At 69.8% G+C, this 16,504-nt stretch carries 15 protein-coding genes and 1 pseudogene; 14 read left to right on the top strand and 2 right to left on the bottom strand.

Features of this window, described 5'->3' with window-relative positions; translation table 11 throughout:
* The first annotated feature begins 2 nt into the window (after positions 1 to 2).
* Entirely contained in the window at positions 3 to 1,094 is a 1,092-nt protein-coding gene (locus tag WYM_RS03090) for a UDP-N-acetylglucosamine--N-acetylmuramyl-(pentapeptide) pyrophosphoryl-undecaprenol N-acetylglucosamine transferase (protein WP_019179362.1), read from the top strand.
* On the opposite strand, the gene WYM_RS03085 is transcribed toward WYM_RS03090, so the two are convergent.
* Positions 1,091 to 1,462 carry a GntR family transcriptional regulator gene (locus WYM_RS03085; RefSeq protein WP_019179361.1) on the bottom strand — a complete coding sequence of 124 codons (372 nt, stop codon included), beginning with the start codon at positions 1,460 to 1,462 and terminating at the stop codon, positions 1,091 to 1,093. The genes WYM_RS03090 and WYM_RS03085 overlap by 4 nt on opposite strands.
* Before the next feature lie 106 nt (positions 1,463 to 1,568).
* On the opposite strand from WYM_RS03085, the gene murC reads away from it, so the two are divergent.
* From murC to WYM_RS03040, 9 genes are all read left to right on the top strand, one after another.
* Positions 1,569 to 2,999, top strand: a complete 1,431-nt coding sequence (gene murC / locus WYM_RS03080) for a UDP-N-acetylmuramate--L-alanine ligase (RefSeq protein WP_019179360.1) — start codon at positions 1,569 to 1,571, stop codon at positions 2,997 to 2,999.
* Between the two features lie 5 nt (positions 3,000 to 3,004).
* Positions 3,005 to 4,072, top strand: coding sequence for an FtsQ-type POTRA domain-containing protein (locus WYM_RS03075; RefSeq protein WP_019179359.1), 1,068 nt, complete (start codon positions 3,005 to 3,007; stop codon positions 4,070 to 4,072).
* A gap of 173 nt (positions 4,073 to 4,245) precedes the next feature.
* Positions 4,246 to 5,400 (top strand): cell division protein FtsZ, encoded by a 1,155-nt coding sequence (gene ftsZ / locus WYM_RS03070; protein WP_019179358.1) that lies wholly within the window; start codon positions 4,246 to 4,248, stop codon positions 5,398 to 5,400.
* A gap of 36 nt (positions 5,401 to 5,436) precedes the next feature.
* The gene (locus tag WYM_RS03065) at positions 5,437 to 6,123 is read left to right on the top strand and encodes a YggS family pyridoxal phosphate-dependent enzyme (RefSeq protein WP_019179357.1); all 687 of its coding nucleotides are present in this window, start codon (positions 5,437 to 5,439) and stop codon (positions 6,121 to 6,123) included.
* A gap of 32 nt (positions 6,124 to 6,155) precedes the next feature.
* Positions 6,156 to 6,620, top strand: coding sequence for a cell division protein SepF (locus WYM_RS03060; RefSeq protein WP_019179356.1), 465 nt, complete (start codon positions 6,156 to 6,158; stop codon positions 6,618 to 6,620).
* Positions 6,621 to 6,629: 9 nt separating this feature from the next.
* Positions 6,630 to 6,929, top strand: coding sequence for a YggT family protein (locus tag WYM_RS03055; RefSeq protein ID WP_019179355.1), 300 nt, complete (start codon positions 6,630 to 6,632; stop codon positions 6,927 to 6,929).
* Between the two features lie 160 nt (positions 6,930 to 7,089).
* Positions 7,090 to 7,668 carry a DivIVA domain-containing protein gene (locus tag WYM_RS03050; RefSeq protein ID WP_019179354.1) on the top strand — a complete coding sequence of 193 codons (579 nt, stop codon included), beginning with the start codon at positions 7,090 to 7,092 and terminating at the stop codon, positions 7,666 to 7,668.
* Between the two features lie 68 nt (positions 7,669 to 7,736).
* Positions 7,737 to 8,264: a signal peptidase II gene (gene lspA, locus WYM_RS03045; RefSeq protein ID WP_019179353.1), complete on the top strand. Its 528-nt coding sequence runs from the start codon at positions 7,737 to 7,739 to the stop codon at positions 8,262 to 8,264.
* 1 nt (position 8,265) lies between these two features.
* Entirely contained in the window at positions 8,266 to 9,186 is a 921-nt protein-coding gene (locus tag WYM_RS03040; protein WP_019179352.1) for an RluA family pseudouridine synthase, read from the top strand.
* A gap of 26 nt (positions 9,187 to 9,212) precedes the next feature.
* On the opposite strand, the gene WYM_RS03035 is transcribed toward WYM_RS03040, so the two are convergent.
* A complete protein-coding gene (locus tag WYM_RS03035; protein WP_019179351.1) occupies positions 9,213 to 9,686 on the bottom strand; it encodes an NUDIX hydrolase in 474 nt (157 codons plus the stop codon).
* 57 nt (positions 9,687 to 9,743) lie between these two features.
* On the opposite strand from WYM_RS03035, the gene WYM_RS03030 reads away from it, so the two are divergent.
* The 4 genes and pseudogenes from WYM_RS03030 (at position 9,744) to hisD (ending at position 16,494) form a co-directional block, all read left to right on the top strand.
* Complete coding sequence (locus tag WYM_RS03030) at positions 9,744 to 10,316, top strand: GNAT family N-acetyltransferase (protein ID WP_019179350.1); 573 nt, start codon at positions 9,744 to 9,746, stop codon at positions 10,314 to 10,316.
* Positions 10,317 to 10,494: 178 nt separating this feature from the next.
* A pseudogene (dnaE, locus tag WYM_RS19040) lies at positions 10,495 to 13,967 on the top strand (DNA polymerase III subunit alpha).
* 115 nt (positions 13,968 to 14,082) lie between these two features.
* Entirely contained in the window at positions 14,083 to 15,162 is a 1,080-nt protein-coding gene (locus tag WYM_RS03020) for a hypothetical protein (protein ID WP_019179349.1), read from the top strand.
* 30 nt (positions 15,163 to 15,192) lie between these two features.
* The gene (hisD, locus tag WYM_RS03015) at positions 15,193 to 16,494 is read left to right on the top strand and encodes a histidinol dehydrogenase (protein WP_019179348.1); all 1,302 of its coding nucleotides are present in this window, start codon (positions 15,193 to 15,195) and stop codon (positions 16,492 to 16,494) included.
* Positions 16,495 to 16,504: the final 10 nt, after the last annotated feature.

Genomic DNA, 16,504 nt, shown 5'->3' with positions numbered 1-16,504 from the left:
GAATGACCACGTACCTCCTCGCAGGCGGCGGCACCGCCGGCCATGTGAACCCGCTCCTGGCCGTGGCCGACGCCCTGCGGGCGCGCGATCCTGAAGCCGACGTGCTCGTGCTCGGCACGAGGGAGGGACTGGAGTCCCGCCTCGTTCCCGAGCGCGGCTATGAGCTGCTCTTCGTCGACAAGGTGCCGTTCCCGCGGCGGCCGAACCGGGCCGCCGCCGGCTTTCCGTGGCGATTCCGTCGAGCGATCGCGCACGTCCGCGGCCACATCTCCGATCGCGGCGTGGACGTCGTCGTCGGATTCGGCGGCTACGCCTCGGCACCCGCCTATGTGGCGGCGCAACGGGCCCGTGTGCCCTTCGTCGTGCACGAGGCGAACGCCAAGCCGGGGCTGGCCAACGTCCTCGGCGCGCGCTGGGCTGCCGGCGTCGGCGTCGCCTTCGAGGGAACGCCGTTGAAGGGCTCCCGAGTGGTGGGGATGCCACTTCGCCGCGAGATCGTGGACCTCGATCGTCGCGCGACGCGGGCAGAGGCGGCAGCGCATTTCGGCCTCGACGCCTCGCGCCCCGTGCTGCTCGTCTTCGGCGGCTCGCTCGGTGCCCAGCGCCTGAACGAGGCGTTCGGCGAGGGGCACGACAGTGCCTGGCGCGACGTGCTCGCCGCCGGCTGGCAGCTGCTCCACGTCACGGGAGAGCGTTCGGACCTCGTCGACCCTGGCGCGGGCGGGTACGTCGTGCGGCGATATGTCGACCGCATGGACCTCGCCTTCGCCCTTGCCGACGTCATCGTCTCTCGCGCGGGCGCCGCGACGGTCAGCGAGATCAGCGCACTCGGCATTCCGTCGGTGTACGTGCCGTACGCGGTGGGCAACGGCGAGCAGGCGCTGAACGCCGCGTCCGCCGTCCGCGCCGGGGCGGCGGTGCTGATCCCGGATGCCGCGTTCACGGGCGATCGCGTGCGGTCCGAGGTCGTGCCGCTGCTGACCGATGAGACCCGTCGCGCGGCGATGACGGCGGCGGCGGCATCCGTCGGCACCCGCACGGGAACGGCGAACGTCGTCTCGATGATCGATCGGGCTCTCGCGAGCTCGACCTAGAGCGGGGCGGCACCGTCGGAGCGCAGTGCCGCCGCGACGAGTGCCAGCGCTTCGTCGGTGTCGAGCCGCAGCGCGCGCACCTGCTCCGCGAACGCGGCCGCGGCGCGCTGGGCCTGCTGCCGGGCGGGATCGCCGTGGAACGACACGAACGTGCCGTTGCGTCCGCGGGTCTCGATGATGCCTGATGCCTCGAGCTCGCGGTATGCGCGCGCCACCGTACCGGGCGCGACGCCGAGGTCTTCCGCAAGTCGCCGGACGGTGGGAAGCCGCTCGCCGGCGGCGAGTTCACCCGACGACACGGCGTCGAGAAGCCCTGCACGCAGCTGCTCGAACGGAGGGACGTGCGAGGCAGGGTCGACGACGATCACCCCAGGACACTCTCGCATGCAGCGCGATGTGTCAATACAACACAGGGGGAGCCGGCCCGCGCGCCGGGGCCGCGGGGACCGCCCGCCAACTTAGGATTGACGGGCCATGATCAGACCCGATCTCAGTCTTCCCATCCCCGAGAACATCGAGGCCGCCCACTTCATCGGAATCGGCGGCTCCGGCATGTCGGGCCTCGCCCGCATGTTCCTCGACCGCGGGATCCGCGTCTCGGGTTCCGATCGCGCCGACAGCAAGGGCCTGCGCGACCTCGAGACTCTCGGTGCCACCGTCTTCGTCGGCCACGACGCCGCGAACCTCGCCGACGACGTCGACACCGTCATCCACACGGGCGCCATCTGGCCCGAGAACCCGGAGTTCGTGCGCGCCAAAGAACGCGGACTGCACGTGATCCACCGCTCGCAGGCGCTGTACTGGCTGATCGGCGGACGGCGCCTCGTGTCGGTCGCGGGTGCGCACGGCAAGACGACCTCCACGGGCATGATCGTGACGGCGCTGCGCGACCTCGGCGCCGACCCGACGTTCGTCAACGGCGGCGTGATCGCCCAGCTCGGCGTCTCGAGCGCGAGCGGCTCGGACGACCTGTTCGTCATCGAGGCCGACGAGTCCGACGGCACGTTCGTGCTCTACGACACCTCGATCGCACTGATCACCAACGTCGACCCCGACCACCTCGACCACTGGGGGACGCGCGAGGCGTTCTACGCCGCGTTCGCGCAGTTCGCCAACGACGCGCGCGAAGCCGTCGTCATCTCGTCCGACGACGCCGGCGCTCGGATCGTGCGGGAGCAGCTCACGCACCGGCACGTCGTCACCTTCGGCGAGGCCGCCGACGCGACGGTGCGGGTGAGCGACATCGTCACCGATGGCCCCGTCTCGTTCTCGATCACCCACGACGGCGCGACCGTCGAGGCCCGGCTGCCGGTCCCCGGGGCCCACAATGCGATCAACGCCGCCGGCGCCATCGCCGTGCTGCTCACGCTCGGGCATGAGCTCGAGCCGGCCGTGCGTGCGATGGAGGGCTTCGCCGGGACGGTGCGGCGCTTCGAACTGCACGGCGTCACGCGCGGCGTGAGCGTCTACGACGACTACGCGCATCACCCCACCGAAGTCGCGGCCGCTCTGGCCGCGGCCCGCACGGTCGTCGGCGACGGTCGCATCATCGCCATCCAGCAGCCGCACACGTACTCGCGCACGCAGGAGATGTACCGCGAGTTCGCCGAGGTGCTCGAGCGCTACGCCGACCACACCGTCATGCTCGACGTCTACGGCGCGCGCGAAGACCCGGTGCCGGGCGTGACCGGCGAGCTGGTCAGCGACGCGTTCGACGACCCGTCGCACGTGCACTTCGTGCCGGATTGGCAGGATGCCGCCGACTACACCGCGTCGGTCGCCCGCGACGGCGACTATGTCATCACCCTCGGCTGCGGCAACGTCAATCTGATCATCCCGCAGGTGCTCGAAGCGCTCGGCCGCCCGGCCTCCGGTACGACCGCCGCTGCGGACGCCGGGGAGTAGGCCTCGTGCGCCGCCCGTCGCCGCTGCCGCAGCCTCCCGCAGGCGAGGCGGCGCGGACCGGCGTGCCCTCGCGTGCGGCAGACGGCGCCCGCCGCTCCCCGCGGGCGACGGTGCCGGTTCCCGCGGCAGACGCGATCGACGACAGTCCGGCGTTCGAGTCCGTCGACGATCGAGCGCTGGACGAGAACGCCACCGCCCCGATCATCCCGCTCTCCGGCCCGTCGCCGTCGCCTCCGCTCGCCACGGCTGGGTCACGACGGGGCGCCGAGCCGGCTGACCGGGCGCCGGAGCCCGGTCTCGGATCGGACGACGTCGGCTTCCGCGAGGTCTGGCGTGCCGCTCGCGCCCGCCGCAGGGCGCTGCGCGCCGAGGTGCGCCGCTTCACCGTCCGCCAGCGACGGCGGCGTGCGGTGTGGCTCGGGGCCGCGGCATCCGTCCTCATCGTCGCTCTGGCCACCATCGGCGCCGCCTACAGCCCGCTCTTCGCGGTCGAGCGCGTCGTCGTGGTCGGCACCGACCAGCTCGCCTCCTCCGAGGTCGTCGACGCGCTGTCGGGGCAGGTCGGCACCCCGCTGCCGCTCGTCGACGAGAGCGGGGTCAAGGCCGAGCTCATCGCCTTTCCGCTCATCGAGTCGTACACGCTCGAGGCGCGCCCGCCCCACGATCTGGTCGTGCGCATCGTGGAGCGCACCCCGATCGGCCTGATCGAGACGCGTGCCGGATACACACTGGTCGACGCGGCCGGCGTCGCCCTGTCGACCACGGCCGCGCCGGCCGCCGGCACGCCCCTTCTCACCGTCACCGGCGGTGTCGACTCCGACGCCTTCGCCGCCGCCGGTCAGGTGATGCGGTCGCTGCCCGACGATCTGCGTGCGCAGGTGACGGCAGTGTCGGCCACGACCCCGGATGACGTGACCCTCACGCTCGGCGGCACCAACACCCAGGTCGTATGGGGGAGCGCGGAGCAGTCGGCGCGGAAGGCGCTGGTCCTCACGCGCACGATGGCGAGCAGGCCGCCGGCAGACGTGATCGCCTACGACGTCTCGTCTCCCGACGCCGTCGTGGTGCGCTGAACGCACCCCGACCGACGACTTCTCGGGTGGGTTGGCGCGACACGCCGCCTCGCTCCGGCCGCGCGCGCGTGTGCCGCTTACTTTCGTCACATCGAGGAATTGCATACCGGGCAATTCTTTATACCTCTACTAGAGGTTGAAGGTTACACAGGTCCAGGGCTACGGAGGCCGGCATGAGCCAGAACCAGAACTACCTCGCCGTCATCAAGGTGGTCGGTGTCGGCGGAGGCGGCGTGAACGCCGTCAACCGCATGATCGAGCTGGGCCTGCGCGGGGTCGAGTTCATCGCGATCAACACCGACGCCCAGGCGCTGCTGATGAGCGACGCCGACGTCAAGCTCGACGTGGGGCGCGAGCTCACTCGCGGCCTCGGTGCGGGCGCGGACCCCGAGGTCGGCCGCCGTGCCGCCGAGGACCACGCGGAAGAGATCGAAGAGGCGCTGCGCGGCGCCGACATGGTCTTCGTGACCGCGGGCGAGGGCGGCGGAACGGGCACCGGCGGCGCGCCGGTGGTCGCGAAGATCGCGAAATCGATCGGCGCCCTCACCATCGGTGTCGTGACCAAGCCCTTCTCGTTCGAGGGCCGCCGCCGCCAGCAGCAGGCCGAGACGGGGGTGGGCCGGCTGAAGGAAGAGGTCGACACCCTCATCGTCGTCCCCAACGACCGCCTTCTCGAGATCAGCGATCGCGGCATCTCGATGATCGAGGCGTTCGCCACCGCCGACCAGGTGCTCCTCGCCGGTGTGCAGGGCATCACCGATCTGATCACGACCCCGGGTCTGATCAACCTCGACTTCGCCGACGTGAAGTCGGTCATGCAGGGAGCGGGATCGGCCCTCATGGGCATCGGCTCCGCCCGCGGGGCGGACCGGGCGATCAAGGCGGCTGAGCTGGCGGTCGAGTCGCCGCTGCTGGAGGCGTCGATCGAGGGCGCCCACGGCGTGCTGCTGTCGATCCAGGGCGGCTCGAACCTCGGCATCTTCGAGATCAACGATGCCGCGCAGCTGGTCAAGGAGGCCGCGCACCCCGAGGCGAACATCATCTTCGGAACGGTCATCGACGACACGCTCGGCGACGAGGTGCGCGTGACCGTCATCGCGGCCGGCTTCGATGGCGGTGAGCCGCAGCAGCGGATCGAGCCCATCACGGCGTCCCGCGTGGTGTCGGCGCCGGCGCTGCCCACGACGACTGCCGACGAGGCCGCGCGGGACCGCGTGGAGGAGCCGGCCGCACCGGCCATCCCGGTCTCGGTCGGGGCCGTGTCCGAGACGTCGTACGACTCCGCCTTCGGTGACGACGACCTCGACATCCCCGACTTCCTGAAGTAAGTCGTCGGCAAGCCAGCCCGTCACCCGTTCAGCCCGATGGTCGATCTCGCCGCGCGCCTCGAAGAGGTCGATGAGCGGATCGCGGACGCCGCGCGCGCGGCAGGCCGTGATCCGTCGGGGCTGACGCGGATCGTGGTGACGAAGTTCCACCCCGCCGCGCTCGTCGAGCAGCTGTATGCGCTCGGCGTGCGCGACGTGGGGGAGAACCGCCAGCAGGAGTTCAGCCGCAAAGCCGCCGAGGTCGGCGATCTGGCCGGCCTGCGCTGGCACTTCATCGGGCAGGCCCAGACCAACAAGGCCCGTGCGGTGCGTGCCGCGGCGGGTGTCGTCCATTCGCTGGACCGCACGCGCCTCGCCGACGCGCTCGACGCCGCGGCGGAGCCCGGCGAGCCGGTGCTCGATGTGCTGCTGCAGGTGAACCTCACCGATGATCCCGGTCGCGGCGGGGTGGCGCCGGCCGAGCTCGAGCCGCTGGCCGCGCACGCGGCCGCGCTGCCTACGCTGCGCGTGCGCGGGGTGATGGCGGTCGCCCCGCTCGACGAGGCCCCCGCGGCGGCGTTCGAGCGCCTTCACGGCTATGCGCAGACCGTGCGCGCGGTCGTGCCGGGCGCCGACTGGATCTCAGCGGGAATGACGGCGGACTTCGCCGAGGCGATCGCGGCAGGCGCGACACACCTGCGGATCGGGTCGGCAATCACGGGTCCGCGGCCGGAACGCGGTTAACCTCGGAAAAGATGAGCACAACGGAGGATGCGATGTCGAACCCGCTCAAGAAGACCATGGTGTACCTGGGCCTCGCCGACGAGGAAGAGGTCTACGAAGAGCCGGCGCCTCAGCCGCGCGGACGCAAGCCCGAGCAGGTGGTGGACAAGCCGGCCGCGCCCGTCACGCCCATCCACCGTCCCACGGTCGTGCGTCAGCCCACCCCGCAGGCGGTGAGCGAGATCCTCACGGTGCACCCGAAGCAGTACCGCGACGCGCAGATCATCGCCGAGAACTTCCGCGAGGGCATTCCCGTCATCATCAATCTCTCCCAGATGAGCGACGCCGACGCGCGACGCCTCATCGACTTCGCCAGCGGTCTGTCGCTCGGCCTGTACGGACGCATCGAGCGGGTCACCAGCAAGGTCTTCCTGCTGTCCCCTGAGAACGTCGCGGTATCCGGTGACGGAGGCGTCGCGCACGCCGACCCGGACTCGGTTCCCTTCACGCAGCCGTAATCTGGCTACGTGGCCGTCGTCCAGATCATCGCATCGATCCTCAATCTCGCACTGCTCCTGTACGTCTTCGTGCTGCTCGCACGGCTGATCCTCGACTGGATCCCGTTCTTCAACCGCGAATGGCGTCCTCGGGGCGCGGGACTGGTCGCAGCCGAGATCATCTACACCGTCACCGATCCTCCGATCAAGCTCTTCCGACGGTTCATCCCACCGCTGCGCGTCGGCGCGATCGCGATCGATTTCGGCTTCGCGCTGACGATGCTGCTGTGCTTCATCCTGCTCAGCGTCACGCGCAGCATCGCGAGCTGACACGTACGCCGCCAGGCGGCTCGCGCCTTCGACACGCTCGGATGCCGCGGCTATGCTTGCCTGATACGGCCGGCCGCCCGTCGGTCGGCCCCCCGACATCGGCCCCCGGGAACCGGCCAACCGATCGGCACGGTCCAGACGCTCGAAAGAGGAACCCATCATGGCATTGACCCCCGATGACGTCGTCACCAAGCAGTTCCAGCACGTCCGCTTCAAGGAGGGGTTCGACCCCGACGAGGTGGATGACTTCCTCGATGAGATCGTCGTCGAGTGGCGCAAGGCACTGGCTGAGAACGAAGAGCTGAAGGCGAAGCTGGCGGCGTACGAGTCGGGCGAAGCGCCCGCACGAGCCGCCGAACCGGCTCCTGTGGTGGAGGCGCCTGCTCCGGCGGCCGCCGCACCGGCTGCCGCGGCTCCCGCAGCGAGCGCCGGGATCATCGAGCTGGCTCAGCGCCTGCACGACGAGCACGTGGCCGAGGGCATCGCCCAGCGCGACCAGCTCATCTCCGATGCCAAGGCGCAGGCCGCCTCGATCGTGTCCGAGGCCGAGACCCGCGGTCGCGAGGAGCTGTCGAAGCTCGAGCGCGAGCGCACCACCCTCGAGGGTCGCATCACCGAGCTGCGCAACTTCGAACGCGATTACCGCGCGCAGCTGCGCAGCTACATCGAAGGCAAGCTGCGTGATCTCGAGACCACGACGACGTCCGGCTCGCAGCCGGTCTCGGCGATCGGTCTCTGAGCCGGCCTTTGTCAGGCCGACCCCCGCTTCATAAGGCGGCGGCCGGTACCATCATCGCGGTCCTCGCGGTGCTGGTACTGGCCGCCGACCAGTTTGCGAAGCACCTTGCGCTCGAGAACCTGCCCTACCAGGAGCCGGTCCACGTCCTCGGCGACTTCCTGATCTTCTACCTCACCCGCAATCCCGGGGCCGCGTTCTCGCTCGGCGAAGGCGTGACCTGGATCTTCACGATCGCTCTGGCCGCCGTCGCTCTCGTCATCGTGTACCTCGCGGTGACCCGGGTCTCGTCGCGCCTGTGGGCGGTCGCCCTCGGGCTGCTGCTGGGCGGTGTGCTGGGCAACCTCACCGACCGGGTACTGCGCGAACCCGGGTTTCCCGTCGGCCACGTCGTCGACTTCATCAACACCCCATGGATGATGCCGGCGATCTACAACGTCGCCGACATCTTCATCGTCACGATGATGATCGGCGTCGCACTCTTGGTCCTCGTCGGGCTGCACCTCGACGGCACCCGCGAGCGTCGGGGCGCCGAGTCCGACGCGCCGAGCGGGGACGAGCAGTCGGATGCCGAGGCATCCGGTCAGACGAAGGACTGACGTGGATTCGCGCAGCCTTCCCGTGCCCGACGGGCTCGACGGCGCGAGGGTCGATGCGGCTCTGGCGAAGATGCTCGGCTTCTCGCGCACGTTCGCGGCCGACGTCGCCGAGGCCGGCGGCGTCGTGATGGACGGGCGACAGCTCGCCAAGTCCGACAAGCTGCGCGGCGGCGCCTGGCTCGAGGTGTCGTGGTCTCCCAAAGAGGAGCCGAGGGTGGTTCCCGTGGCCGTGCCCGATCTCGGCATCGTCTACGACGACGACGACATCGTCGTGGTCGACAAGCCCTCCGGGGTCGCGGCGCACCCCTCGGTCGGCTGGGAGGGCCCGACGGTGCTCGGAGCCCTCGCTGCCGGCGGATACCGGATCGCCACGACCGGCGCTGCCGAGCGTCAGGGCGTGGTGCATCGCCTGGATGTCGGCACGAGCGGCCTCATGGTGGTCGCGAAGACCGAGCGCGCGTACACGGCGCTCAAGCGCGCCTTCAAGGAGCGCGAGGTCGAGAAGATCTACCACGCGGTCGTCCAAGGGCACCCGGATCCGCTCGCCGGAACGATCGACGCGCCCATCGGACGTCATCCGACGCACTCGTGGAAGTTCGCGGTGACACCCGCCGGCAAGGACTCGGTCACGCACTACGAGACGCTCGAGGCGTTCCCGGGCGCCTCGCTGCTCGAGATCCACCTCGAGACGGGGCGAACGCACCAGATCCGCGTGCACATGGCCGCGCACCGGCATCCCTGCGTCGGAGACCCGCTCTACGGAGCGGACCCGACCCTGTCTACCCGTCTCGGGCTCACGCGCCAGTGGCTGCACGCTCACCAGCTGTCGTTCGCGCACCCCGCGTCGGGCGAGTGGGTCACCTTCGTCTCGGCCTACCCGGCCGACCTCCAGCACGCGCTCGACCTGCTGCGCGGCGACTGAGAGCAGCGCCGGGACGTGCGCCCTCCTCAGCGACCGCCCTCGAAGCGCGCGACATCGTCCTCGGCGATCGCGGACGCGATGCGGCGGCGCATGTCCGTTCCGAGATCGGGCAGCGCGTCGAGGTCGTACCAGCCGACCTCGCTCATCTCGCCGTCCGCCGGGTACGGATCGCCCGAGACCCAGACGCAGCGGAAGGTCAGGTCGAGGTAGTCGGACTGGTCGCCGTTCTCGTACGTCACCCGCGGGATCTGGTGCACCCAGGCCAGCCGCTCCGCGCGGCACACGACGCCCGCCTCTTCCAGCGTCTCGCGGACGGCCGCGTCGGCCGGCTCTTCGCCCGGATCGACGATCCCCGTCACGGGCGTCAGCGCTCCGTTGTCGCTCCGACGGCCGAGCAGCACCTTGTCGTCGCGGAAGACCACAGCGGTCACACCGGCGAGCGGCAGCGGGTCTGTGCCGATCTTGCGGCGCAGCTCGAGGACGAAATCCGGGGTCGGCATGCACTCACCCTACGGGCGCCACTGGACGATGTCAGAGGACGGGGGCAGAGTGTCGGCATGGCGATCGAGGTCAGGCCCGCGACCGTCTTCGATGACGTCGCCGCGGTCATCGGGCCGAAGAAGCCCGAGTCGACCGTGTGCTTCTGCCTCAGCTACCGCATCCCATCGAAAGAGGCGACGGCGCTCCGCGGGCCCGAGCGGGGCGAACGCGTCCGCCGGCTGATGGACGAGGAGGGTCCGATCGGCGTGCTGGCCTACGACGGCGATGAGGTCGTCGGCTGGGCCGCGGTGGCGCCACGCGGCCGCACCCACTTCGCGACCTTCCGGAAGATCCCGCACGTCGACGACCTCGAGGCGTGGTCGCTGTGGTGCTTCCGGGTCCGTCCCGGGCACCGCAGGAAAGGCGTCATGCACGCGCTCATCGACGGCGCCGTCGACTTCGCCCGGGCGCAGGGCGCGCCGGCGGTCGAGGGGTATCCCGTCGACAACGACGGCGCCAAGGTCGACCTGACCATGGCCTATGTCGGCACGCGGCGGCTGTTCGAGAGCGCCGGGTTCGCCAAGGCGGCCGACACGACGTCGGTGCTCTCGGGATTCCCGCGCGTGCTGATGCGCCTCGACCTGCGCTGATCCTGTCCGTCGAATCGATGAAGGCTCGACTTTCACCTTCAGGTCGAACCTGAAGCGACCTGCGACCGCCGTTCCGTGCACGACCGGCGCGCGGGCCGATCGTGTCGGAACAGGTTCGTAGACTCGATCCGTGGCATCCGACTCCTTCGTTCACCTGCACGTGCACAGCGAGTACTCGATGCTCGACGGCGCCGCCAAGATCGGCGCGATGACGCAGGCCGCAGCCGACTACGGCATGCCCGCGATCGCCGTGACCGATCACGGCAACACCTTCGCCGCGTTCGAGTTCTACAACGCCGCCAAAGCGGCGGGGGTGAAGCCGATCATCGGCCTCGAGGCGTACGTGACCCCCGGCACCCACCGCAGCGACAAGTCCCGCGTCGCGTGGGGCAGCCCTGAGCAGAAGAGCGACGACGTGTCGGGCTCCGGCGCGTACACCCACACGACGATGTGGAGTCAGAGCACGGAGGGCATGCACAACCTCTTCCGGCTCAGTTCGCTGTCGAGCATGGAGGGCTACTACTTCAAGCCCCGGATGGATCGGGAGCTGCTCGAGACGTACGGCAAGGGGCTCATCGCGACGACCGGATGCCCTTCCGGCGAAGTGCAGACACGTCTGCGCCTCGGTCAGTACGACGCCGCCCGCGCGGCGGCCGCGGACTTCCGAGACATCTTCGGCAAGGAGAACTACTTCGCCGAGATCATGGACCACGGGCTCTCGATCGAGCGCCGGGTCATGACCGACCTGCTGCGCCTGGCGAAAGACCTCGACATCCCGCTCGTCGCGACGAACGACTCGCATTACACGCACCAGCACGAGGCCGACGCGCACGCCGCCCTTCTCTGCGTGCAATCGGGGTCCACGCTCGACGACCCGAACCGCTTCAAGTTCGACGGCGACGGCTACTACATCAAGACCGCGCAGGAGATGCGGCAGATCTTCCGCGATCACCCGGAAGCGTGCGACAACACCCTCCTGATCGCCGAGCGGTGCGAGGTCGAGTTCAACACGAGCGCGAACTACATGCCGCGCTTCCCCGTCCCCGAGGGCGAGACCGAAGACAGCTGGCTGGTCAAGGAGGTCGAGGCGGGGCTGCACTACCGGTACCCCGACGGCATTCCCGACAGGGTGCGGAAGCAGGCCGAGTACGAGACGGGCATCATCCTTCAGATGGGGGTTTCCCCGGCTACTTCCTCGTCGTCGCCGACTTCATCAACTGGGCGAAGAACAACGGCATCCGCGTCGGCCCCGGCCGCGGCTCGGGCGCCGGCTCGATGGTCGCCTACGCCATGCGGATCACCGATCTCGACCCGCTCGAGCACGGGCTCATCTTCGAGCGCTTCCTCAACCCCGATCGCGTCTCGATGCCCGACTTCGACGTGGACTTCGACGACCGGCGCCGCGGCGAGGTGATCGACTACGTCACCGAGAAGTACGGCTCCGAGAGGGTCGCCCAGATCGTCACCTACGGCACGATCAAGTCGAAGCAGGCGCTCAAGGACGCCGGACGCGTCCTGGGCTTCCCGTTCAGCATGGGGGAGCGGCTGACCAAGGCCATGCCTCCCGCGGTCATGGGCAAAGACATGCCGCTCAGCGGCATGTTCGACGCGCAGCATCCGCGATTCAAGGAAGCCAGCGAGTTCCGTGCCCTGATCGAGACCGACCCCGAGGCCAAGACGGTCTTCGACCGAGCGCTCGGTCTGGAGGGCCTCAAGCGTCAGTGGGGCGTGCACGCCGCCGGCGTGATCATGTCGAGCGAGCCGCTGCTCGACATCATCCCGATCATGCGCCGCGAGCAGGACGGCCAGATCGTCACGCAGTTCGACTATCCGTCGTGCGAGACGCTCGGGCTGATCAAGATGGACTTCCTGGGGCTGCGCAACCTCACGATCATCTCGGATGCCCTCGACAACATCCGGATGAACAAGGGCCAGGAGCTCGATCTCGAGCACCTCGAGCTCGACGACCGCGCCGCGTACGACCTCCTGGCGCGCGGCGACACACTCGGCGTCTTCCAGCTCGACGGCGGGCCGATGCGGTCCCTCCTGCGCCTGTTGAAGCCCGACAACTTCGAAGACATCTCGGCCGTCATCGCGCTGTACCGGCCGGGCCCGATGGGCGCCAACTCGCACATCAACTACGCGCTCCGCAAGAACGGCCAGCAGGACATCACGCCGATCCACCCCGAGCTCGGGGAGCCGCTGAAGGACATCCTCGACACCAGCTACGGCCTGATCATCTATCAGGAGCAGGTCATGGCGATCGCGCAGCGGGTCGCAGGCTTCAGCCTCGGTCAGGCAGACATCCTGCGGCGCGCGATGGGAAAGAAGAAGAAGTCCGAGCTCGACAAGCAGTACGAGGGCTTCTCCGGAGGAATGAAGGAGCGCGGGTTCGGCGACGCGGCGATCAAATCACTGTGGGACATCCTGCTGCCGTTCTCGGACTACGCCTTCAACAAGGCGCACTCGGCCGCGTACGGCCTCGTGTCGTACTGGACGGCGTACCTCAAGGCCCATTTCCCGGCCGAGTACATGGCTGCCCTGCTGACGAGCGTGGGAGATTCCAAAGACAAGATGGCCGTCTACCTCAACGAGTGCCGGCGCATGGGAATCAAGGTGCTGCCGCCCGACGTGGGCGAATCCATCCGCTACTTCGCGGCCGTCGGGGAGGACATCCGCTTCGGGCTGGGGGCGGTGCGGAACGTCGGTGCGAACGTGGTCGACGGGATCGTGCAGGCTCGGAAGGACGCGGCGTTCACCTCGTTCCACGACTTCCTGACCAAGGCTCCGATGCACGTCACGAACAAGCGGACCATCGAATCCCTCATCAAGGCGGGCGCGTTCGACTCGATGGGCGACACCCGCCGAGCACTCATGGAGGTGCACGAGGACGCCACCGAGGCCGCCGTCGATCGCAAGCGCAATGAGGCGCAGGGAGCCATCGGCTTCGACTTCGACAGTCTGTACGACGCCGTCGAAGAGGTCGCTCCACCCAAGGTGCCGCCTCGGCCGGAATGGAACAAGAAGGACAAGCTCGCGTTCGAACGCGAGATGCTCGGTCTCTACGTCTCCGATCATCCGCTCGCCGGCCTCGAGATCCCGCTCGCCAAGCATGCGTCGACGAGCATCCACGACCTGCTGGCGTCCGAGGACGTCGGCGACGGCGATCAGGTGACGGTCGCAGGGCTGGTCACGAGCGTCCAGCACCGCGTCGCCAAGCAGAGCGGCAACCCCTACGGCATGATCACCGTGGAGGACTTCGACGGTGAGATCACCGTGATGTTCATGGGCAAGACGTACACCGAATTCGCTCCGATGCTGGTGGCCGACTCGATCCTCGTCGTGCGCGGACGCGTCTCGCGCCGCGACGACGGCATGAACCTGCACGCGCAGTCGGCCTTCAGCCCCGATCTCGGCTCGATGGACGAGTCGGGGGCGCTGGTGCTCGTGATGCCGGAGAGGCGTGCCAACGAGGCCGTGATCGGCGAGCTGCTGCAGATGCTCGAGCGGCATCGAGGCGACACCGAGATCACGATGAAGCTCCACAGCGGCGCCGTCGCGAAGGTCTTCGAGGTGCCGCACACGGTGCGCATCACCCCCGACCTCTACGGCGAGCTGAAGGGCCTGTTGGGCCCGCAGTGCCTAGGGTGAGACGGCCGAAGCAGCCGATTTCAAGACTGCCGTCCGAGGCGTCGAGTCTCATCGACGTCTCATGCGGCGTGAGTAGGATCAGGACGGCGCGGGCCTCGGACGCCCGCCGGAAGGGATGATCGTGACCGACGACAAGCGCGAGGACCAGCGCGAAGAGCACACCGCATCCGGGGCGGACGCCGCCGATGAGCAGTACGGCGTCGGGCCGTTCTCGATTCGCGAGGTGGCGCTGATCGGCACCTGGCTCGTCGCCTTCGTGATCTCGTTCTTCCCGATCGCGGGTGCGATCGGTGTCGGCCCCTCGGTGTGGAGCAACGGCATCGACTGGGTGCTCACGATCGGGCTGCCGACGGTCGCGGTGTTCCTCATCGTGCTGCGCCGGCTCTCGCCCCAGGGCATCCGCCGCGTCGGCTCGCTCGGCATCGATCAGTTCGCATCCGTCGCGTTCTCCGTGGCGACCCTGCTCTGGCTCACGATGATCTGGAACTCGTTCATCACGCTCGCCAATCAGCGCGTCTTCGTCGCCACGTGGGTCGTGTGGGTCGAGTTCTTCCTCCTCCTCGCCGGCGTGCTGCTGACGGTCTTCGCACCCTTCATCGCCCCCTTCGCGCAGGACTTCCGCGGCCGGCCCGAGATCGTGGCCCACCGCAACGCACGGCCGGTCCGCCCGGTCACGGCGCGTCCCGCGCCTGCTCCGCGCGCCGAGGCAGCGACCGAGGGGGCCGCGTATGGCGGCGCCGCCGATCACGACGCCCCGACCGCGGCGCCGGCTCCCGCCGCCACGGCTCAGGCGGAGCCGACGCGAACCGCGGAGACCACCGCGTACCCCGAGACCACGGCGTACCCTGAGACCACCGCGTACCCGGTCAGCAACGACCAGGCCACCGATACGGTCGCCGACACCGAGGCGGCCGAGTCAGCGGCGCCGGCTCAAGCGCGCGAGTCGTTCGAGCCGGTCGACACCTCGGCCCCGACTGCCGAGCCCGCAGCGGCGGCCGCGCCCCGTCAGCAGGCGTTCTGGGCGCTCGTACCCGAGGAACGCGACGTGGTCGACGAGATCGGGATCCCGGTGTTCCGCATCGGCCCGACCGCGTGGGCCCTCGTCATCGAGGACCGCGGCGAGGTCTTCGTGGTGCGTCACGAGGACGGCCGCATCGGCTACCTGCACGACACCACGGGCGTCACGCGAGGCTAGCCGGCACGAGCGGCGCGGTACCGTAGAAGGATGCTCCGGACGATCGATCTGCGCGGCCGCGCGCTCTCGCCAGCCGAACTCCTCGCCGTCGTCCCGCGCGCCGGGGCGGCCCGGGAAGAGGCACTCTCCACCGCTGCCCGGATCGTCCAGGACGTCGCCGCTCGAGGCGAGACCGCGCTGCGCGAGCAGGCCGAGCAGTTCGACGGCGTCACCGGGCACGACGTGCGCGTTCCCACCAGCCACCTCGACGAGGCGCTGGGCGCGCTCGAACCCGCCGTCCGGGCGGCCCTCGAAGAGGCGATCGCCCGCGTGCGCCGCGCGTCCGCGGCGCAGGTCCCTGCGCCCTCGGTCACCGAGCTCGGCCCCGGCGCCCGTGTGATTCAGCGCTGGCAGCCGGTCCGCCGGGTGGGTCTGTACGTCCCCGGCGGCAAGGCGGTGTACCCCTCGAGCGTCGTCATGAACGTCGTGCCGGCACAGGTCGCGGGCGTCGCCGAGATCGCCCTCGCGTCACCGGCGCAGCGGGAGTTCGGCGGGCGCGTCCACCCTGTCATCCTCGGCGCCGCGAAACTCCTCGGCGTCTCCGAGGTCTATGCGATGGGCGGGGCGGGTGCGATCGGCGCTCTGGCGCATGGAGTGGCGGGACTCGGCCTCGACCCGGTGGACGTCGTCACCGGTCCCGGCAACAACTTCGTCGCGGCCGCCAAGCGCGCGGTCGCCGGGGTGGTGGGGACGGATGCCGAGGCGGGCGCCACAGAGATCCTCATCGTCGCTGACGACACCGCCGACCCTCGCCTGGTCGCCGCCGACCTGATCAGCCAGGCCGAGCACGACGAGCAGGCCTCGGCGGTCCTCGTGACCGCATCCGAGACCCTCGCCGAGGCGGTGGCCGACGCACTCGGGCCACGCGTCGCGGCGACCCACCACGCCGAGCGGGTCGCGGCAGCACTGCGCGGACCGCAGTCCGCCATCGTCCTCGTCGACGACCTCGAGGCCGCCACCGCCTTCAGCAACGCCTACGCCCCCGAGCACCTCGAGCTGCACCTCGCCGAGCCGCGTGCCGAGGACTTCGTGCACGCCGGCGCCGTCTTCGTGGGGGAGTCCTCCCCGGTGAGCCTCGGCGACTACCTGGCGGGCAGCAACCATGTTCTGCCGACCGGGGGCCAGGCCCGCTACTCCGCCGGGCTGTCGGCCGCGACGTTCCTCCGCCCGCAGCAGGTGATCGAGTACGACCGCGCCGCCCTTGCCGTCGTGCGCGAGGCCATCGTGACGCTCGCGGAGGCTGAGGCCCTTCCCGCGCACGGTGATGCGATCACGGTCCGTTTCGAGTCCTGACGGGCGTTCG

Origin of the sequence: Microbacterium yannicii PS01, from assembly GCF_000304335.1 — a bacterium.
GTDB lineage: Bacteria > Actinomycetota > Actinomycetes > Actinomycetales > Microbacteriaceae > Microbacterium > Microbacterium yannicii_A.
This window is presented reverse-complemented; position numbering and strand designations above follow the sequence as displayed.

Bases quoted from the DNA above. Each gene is read 5' to 3' on its own strand.
- WYM_RS03090 (WP_019179362.1), top strand. From the start codon at position 3: ATGACCACGTACCTCCTCGCAGGCGGCGGCACCGCCGGCCATGTGAAC.
- murC (WP_019179360.1), top strand. From the start codon at position 1,569: ATGATCAGACCCGATCTCAGTCTTCCCATCCCCGAGAACATCGAGGCC.
- ftsZ (WP_019179358.1), top strand. From the start codon at position 4,246: ATGAGCCAGAACCAGAACTACCTCGCCGTCATCAAGGTGGTCGGTGTC.
- WYM_RS03065 (WP_019179357.1), top strand. From the start codon at position 5,437: ATGGTCGATCTCGCCGCGCGCCTCGAAGAGGTCGATGAGCGGATCGCG.
- WYM_RS03060 (WP_019179356.1), top strand. From the start codon at position 6,156: ATGTCGAACCCGCTCAAGAAGACCATGGTGTACCTGGGCCTCGCCGAC.
- WYM_RS03050 (WP_019179354.1), top strand. From the start codon at position 7,090: ATGGCATTGACCCCCGATGACGTCGTCACCAAGCAGTTCCAGCACGTC.
- WYM_RS03035 (WP_019179351.1), bottom strand. From the start codon at position 9,686: ATGCCGACCCCGGATTTCGTCCTCGAGCTGCGCCGCAAGATCGGCACA.
- WYM_RS03030 (WP_019179350.1), top strand. From the start codon at position 9,744: ATGGCGATCGAGGTCAGGCCCGCGACCGTCTTCGATGACGTCGCCGCG.
- WYM_RS03020 (WP_019179349.1), top strand. From the start codon at position 14,083: ATGATCGTGACCGACGACAAGCGCGAGGACCAGCGCGAAGAGCACACC.
- hisD (WP_019179348.1), top strand. From the start codon at position 15,193: ATGCTCCGGACGATCGATCTGCGCGGCCGCGCGCTCTCGCCAGCCGAA.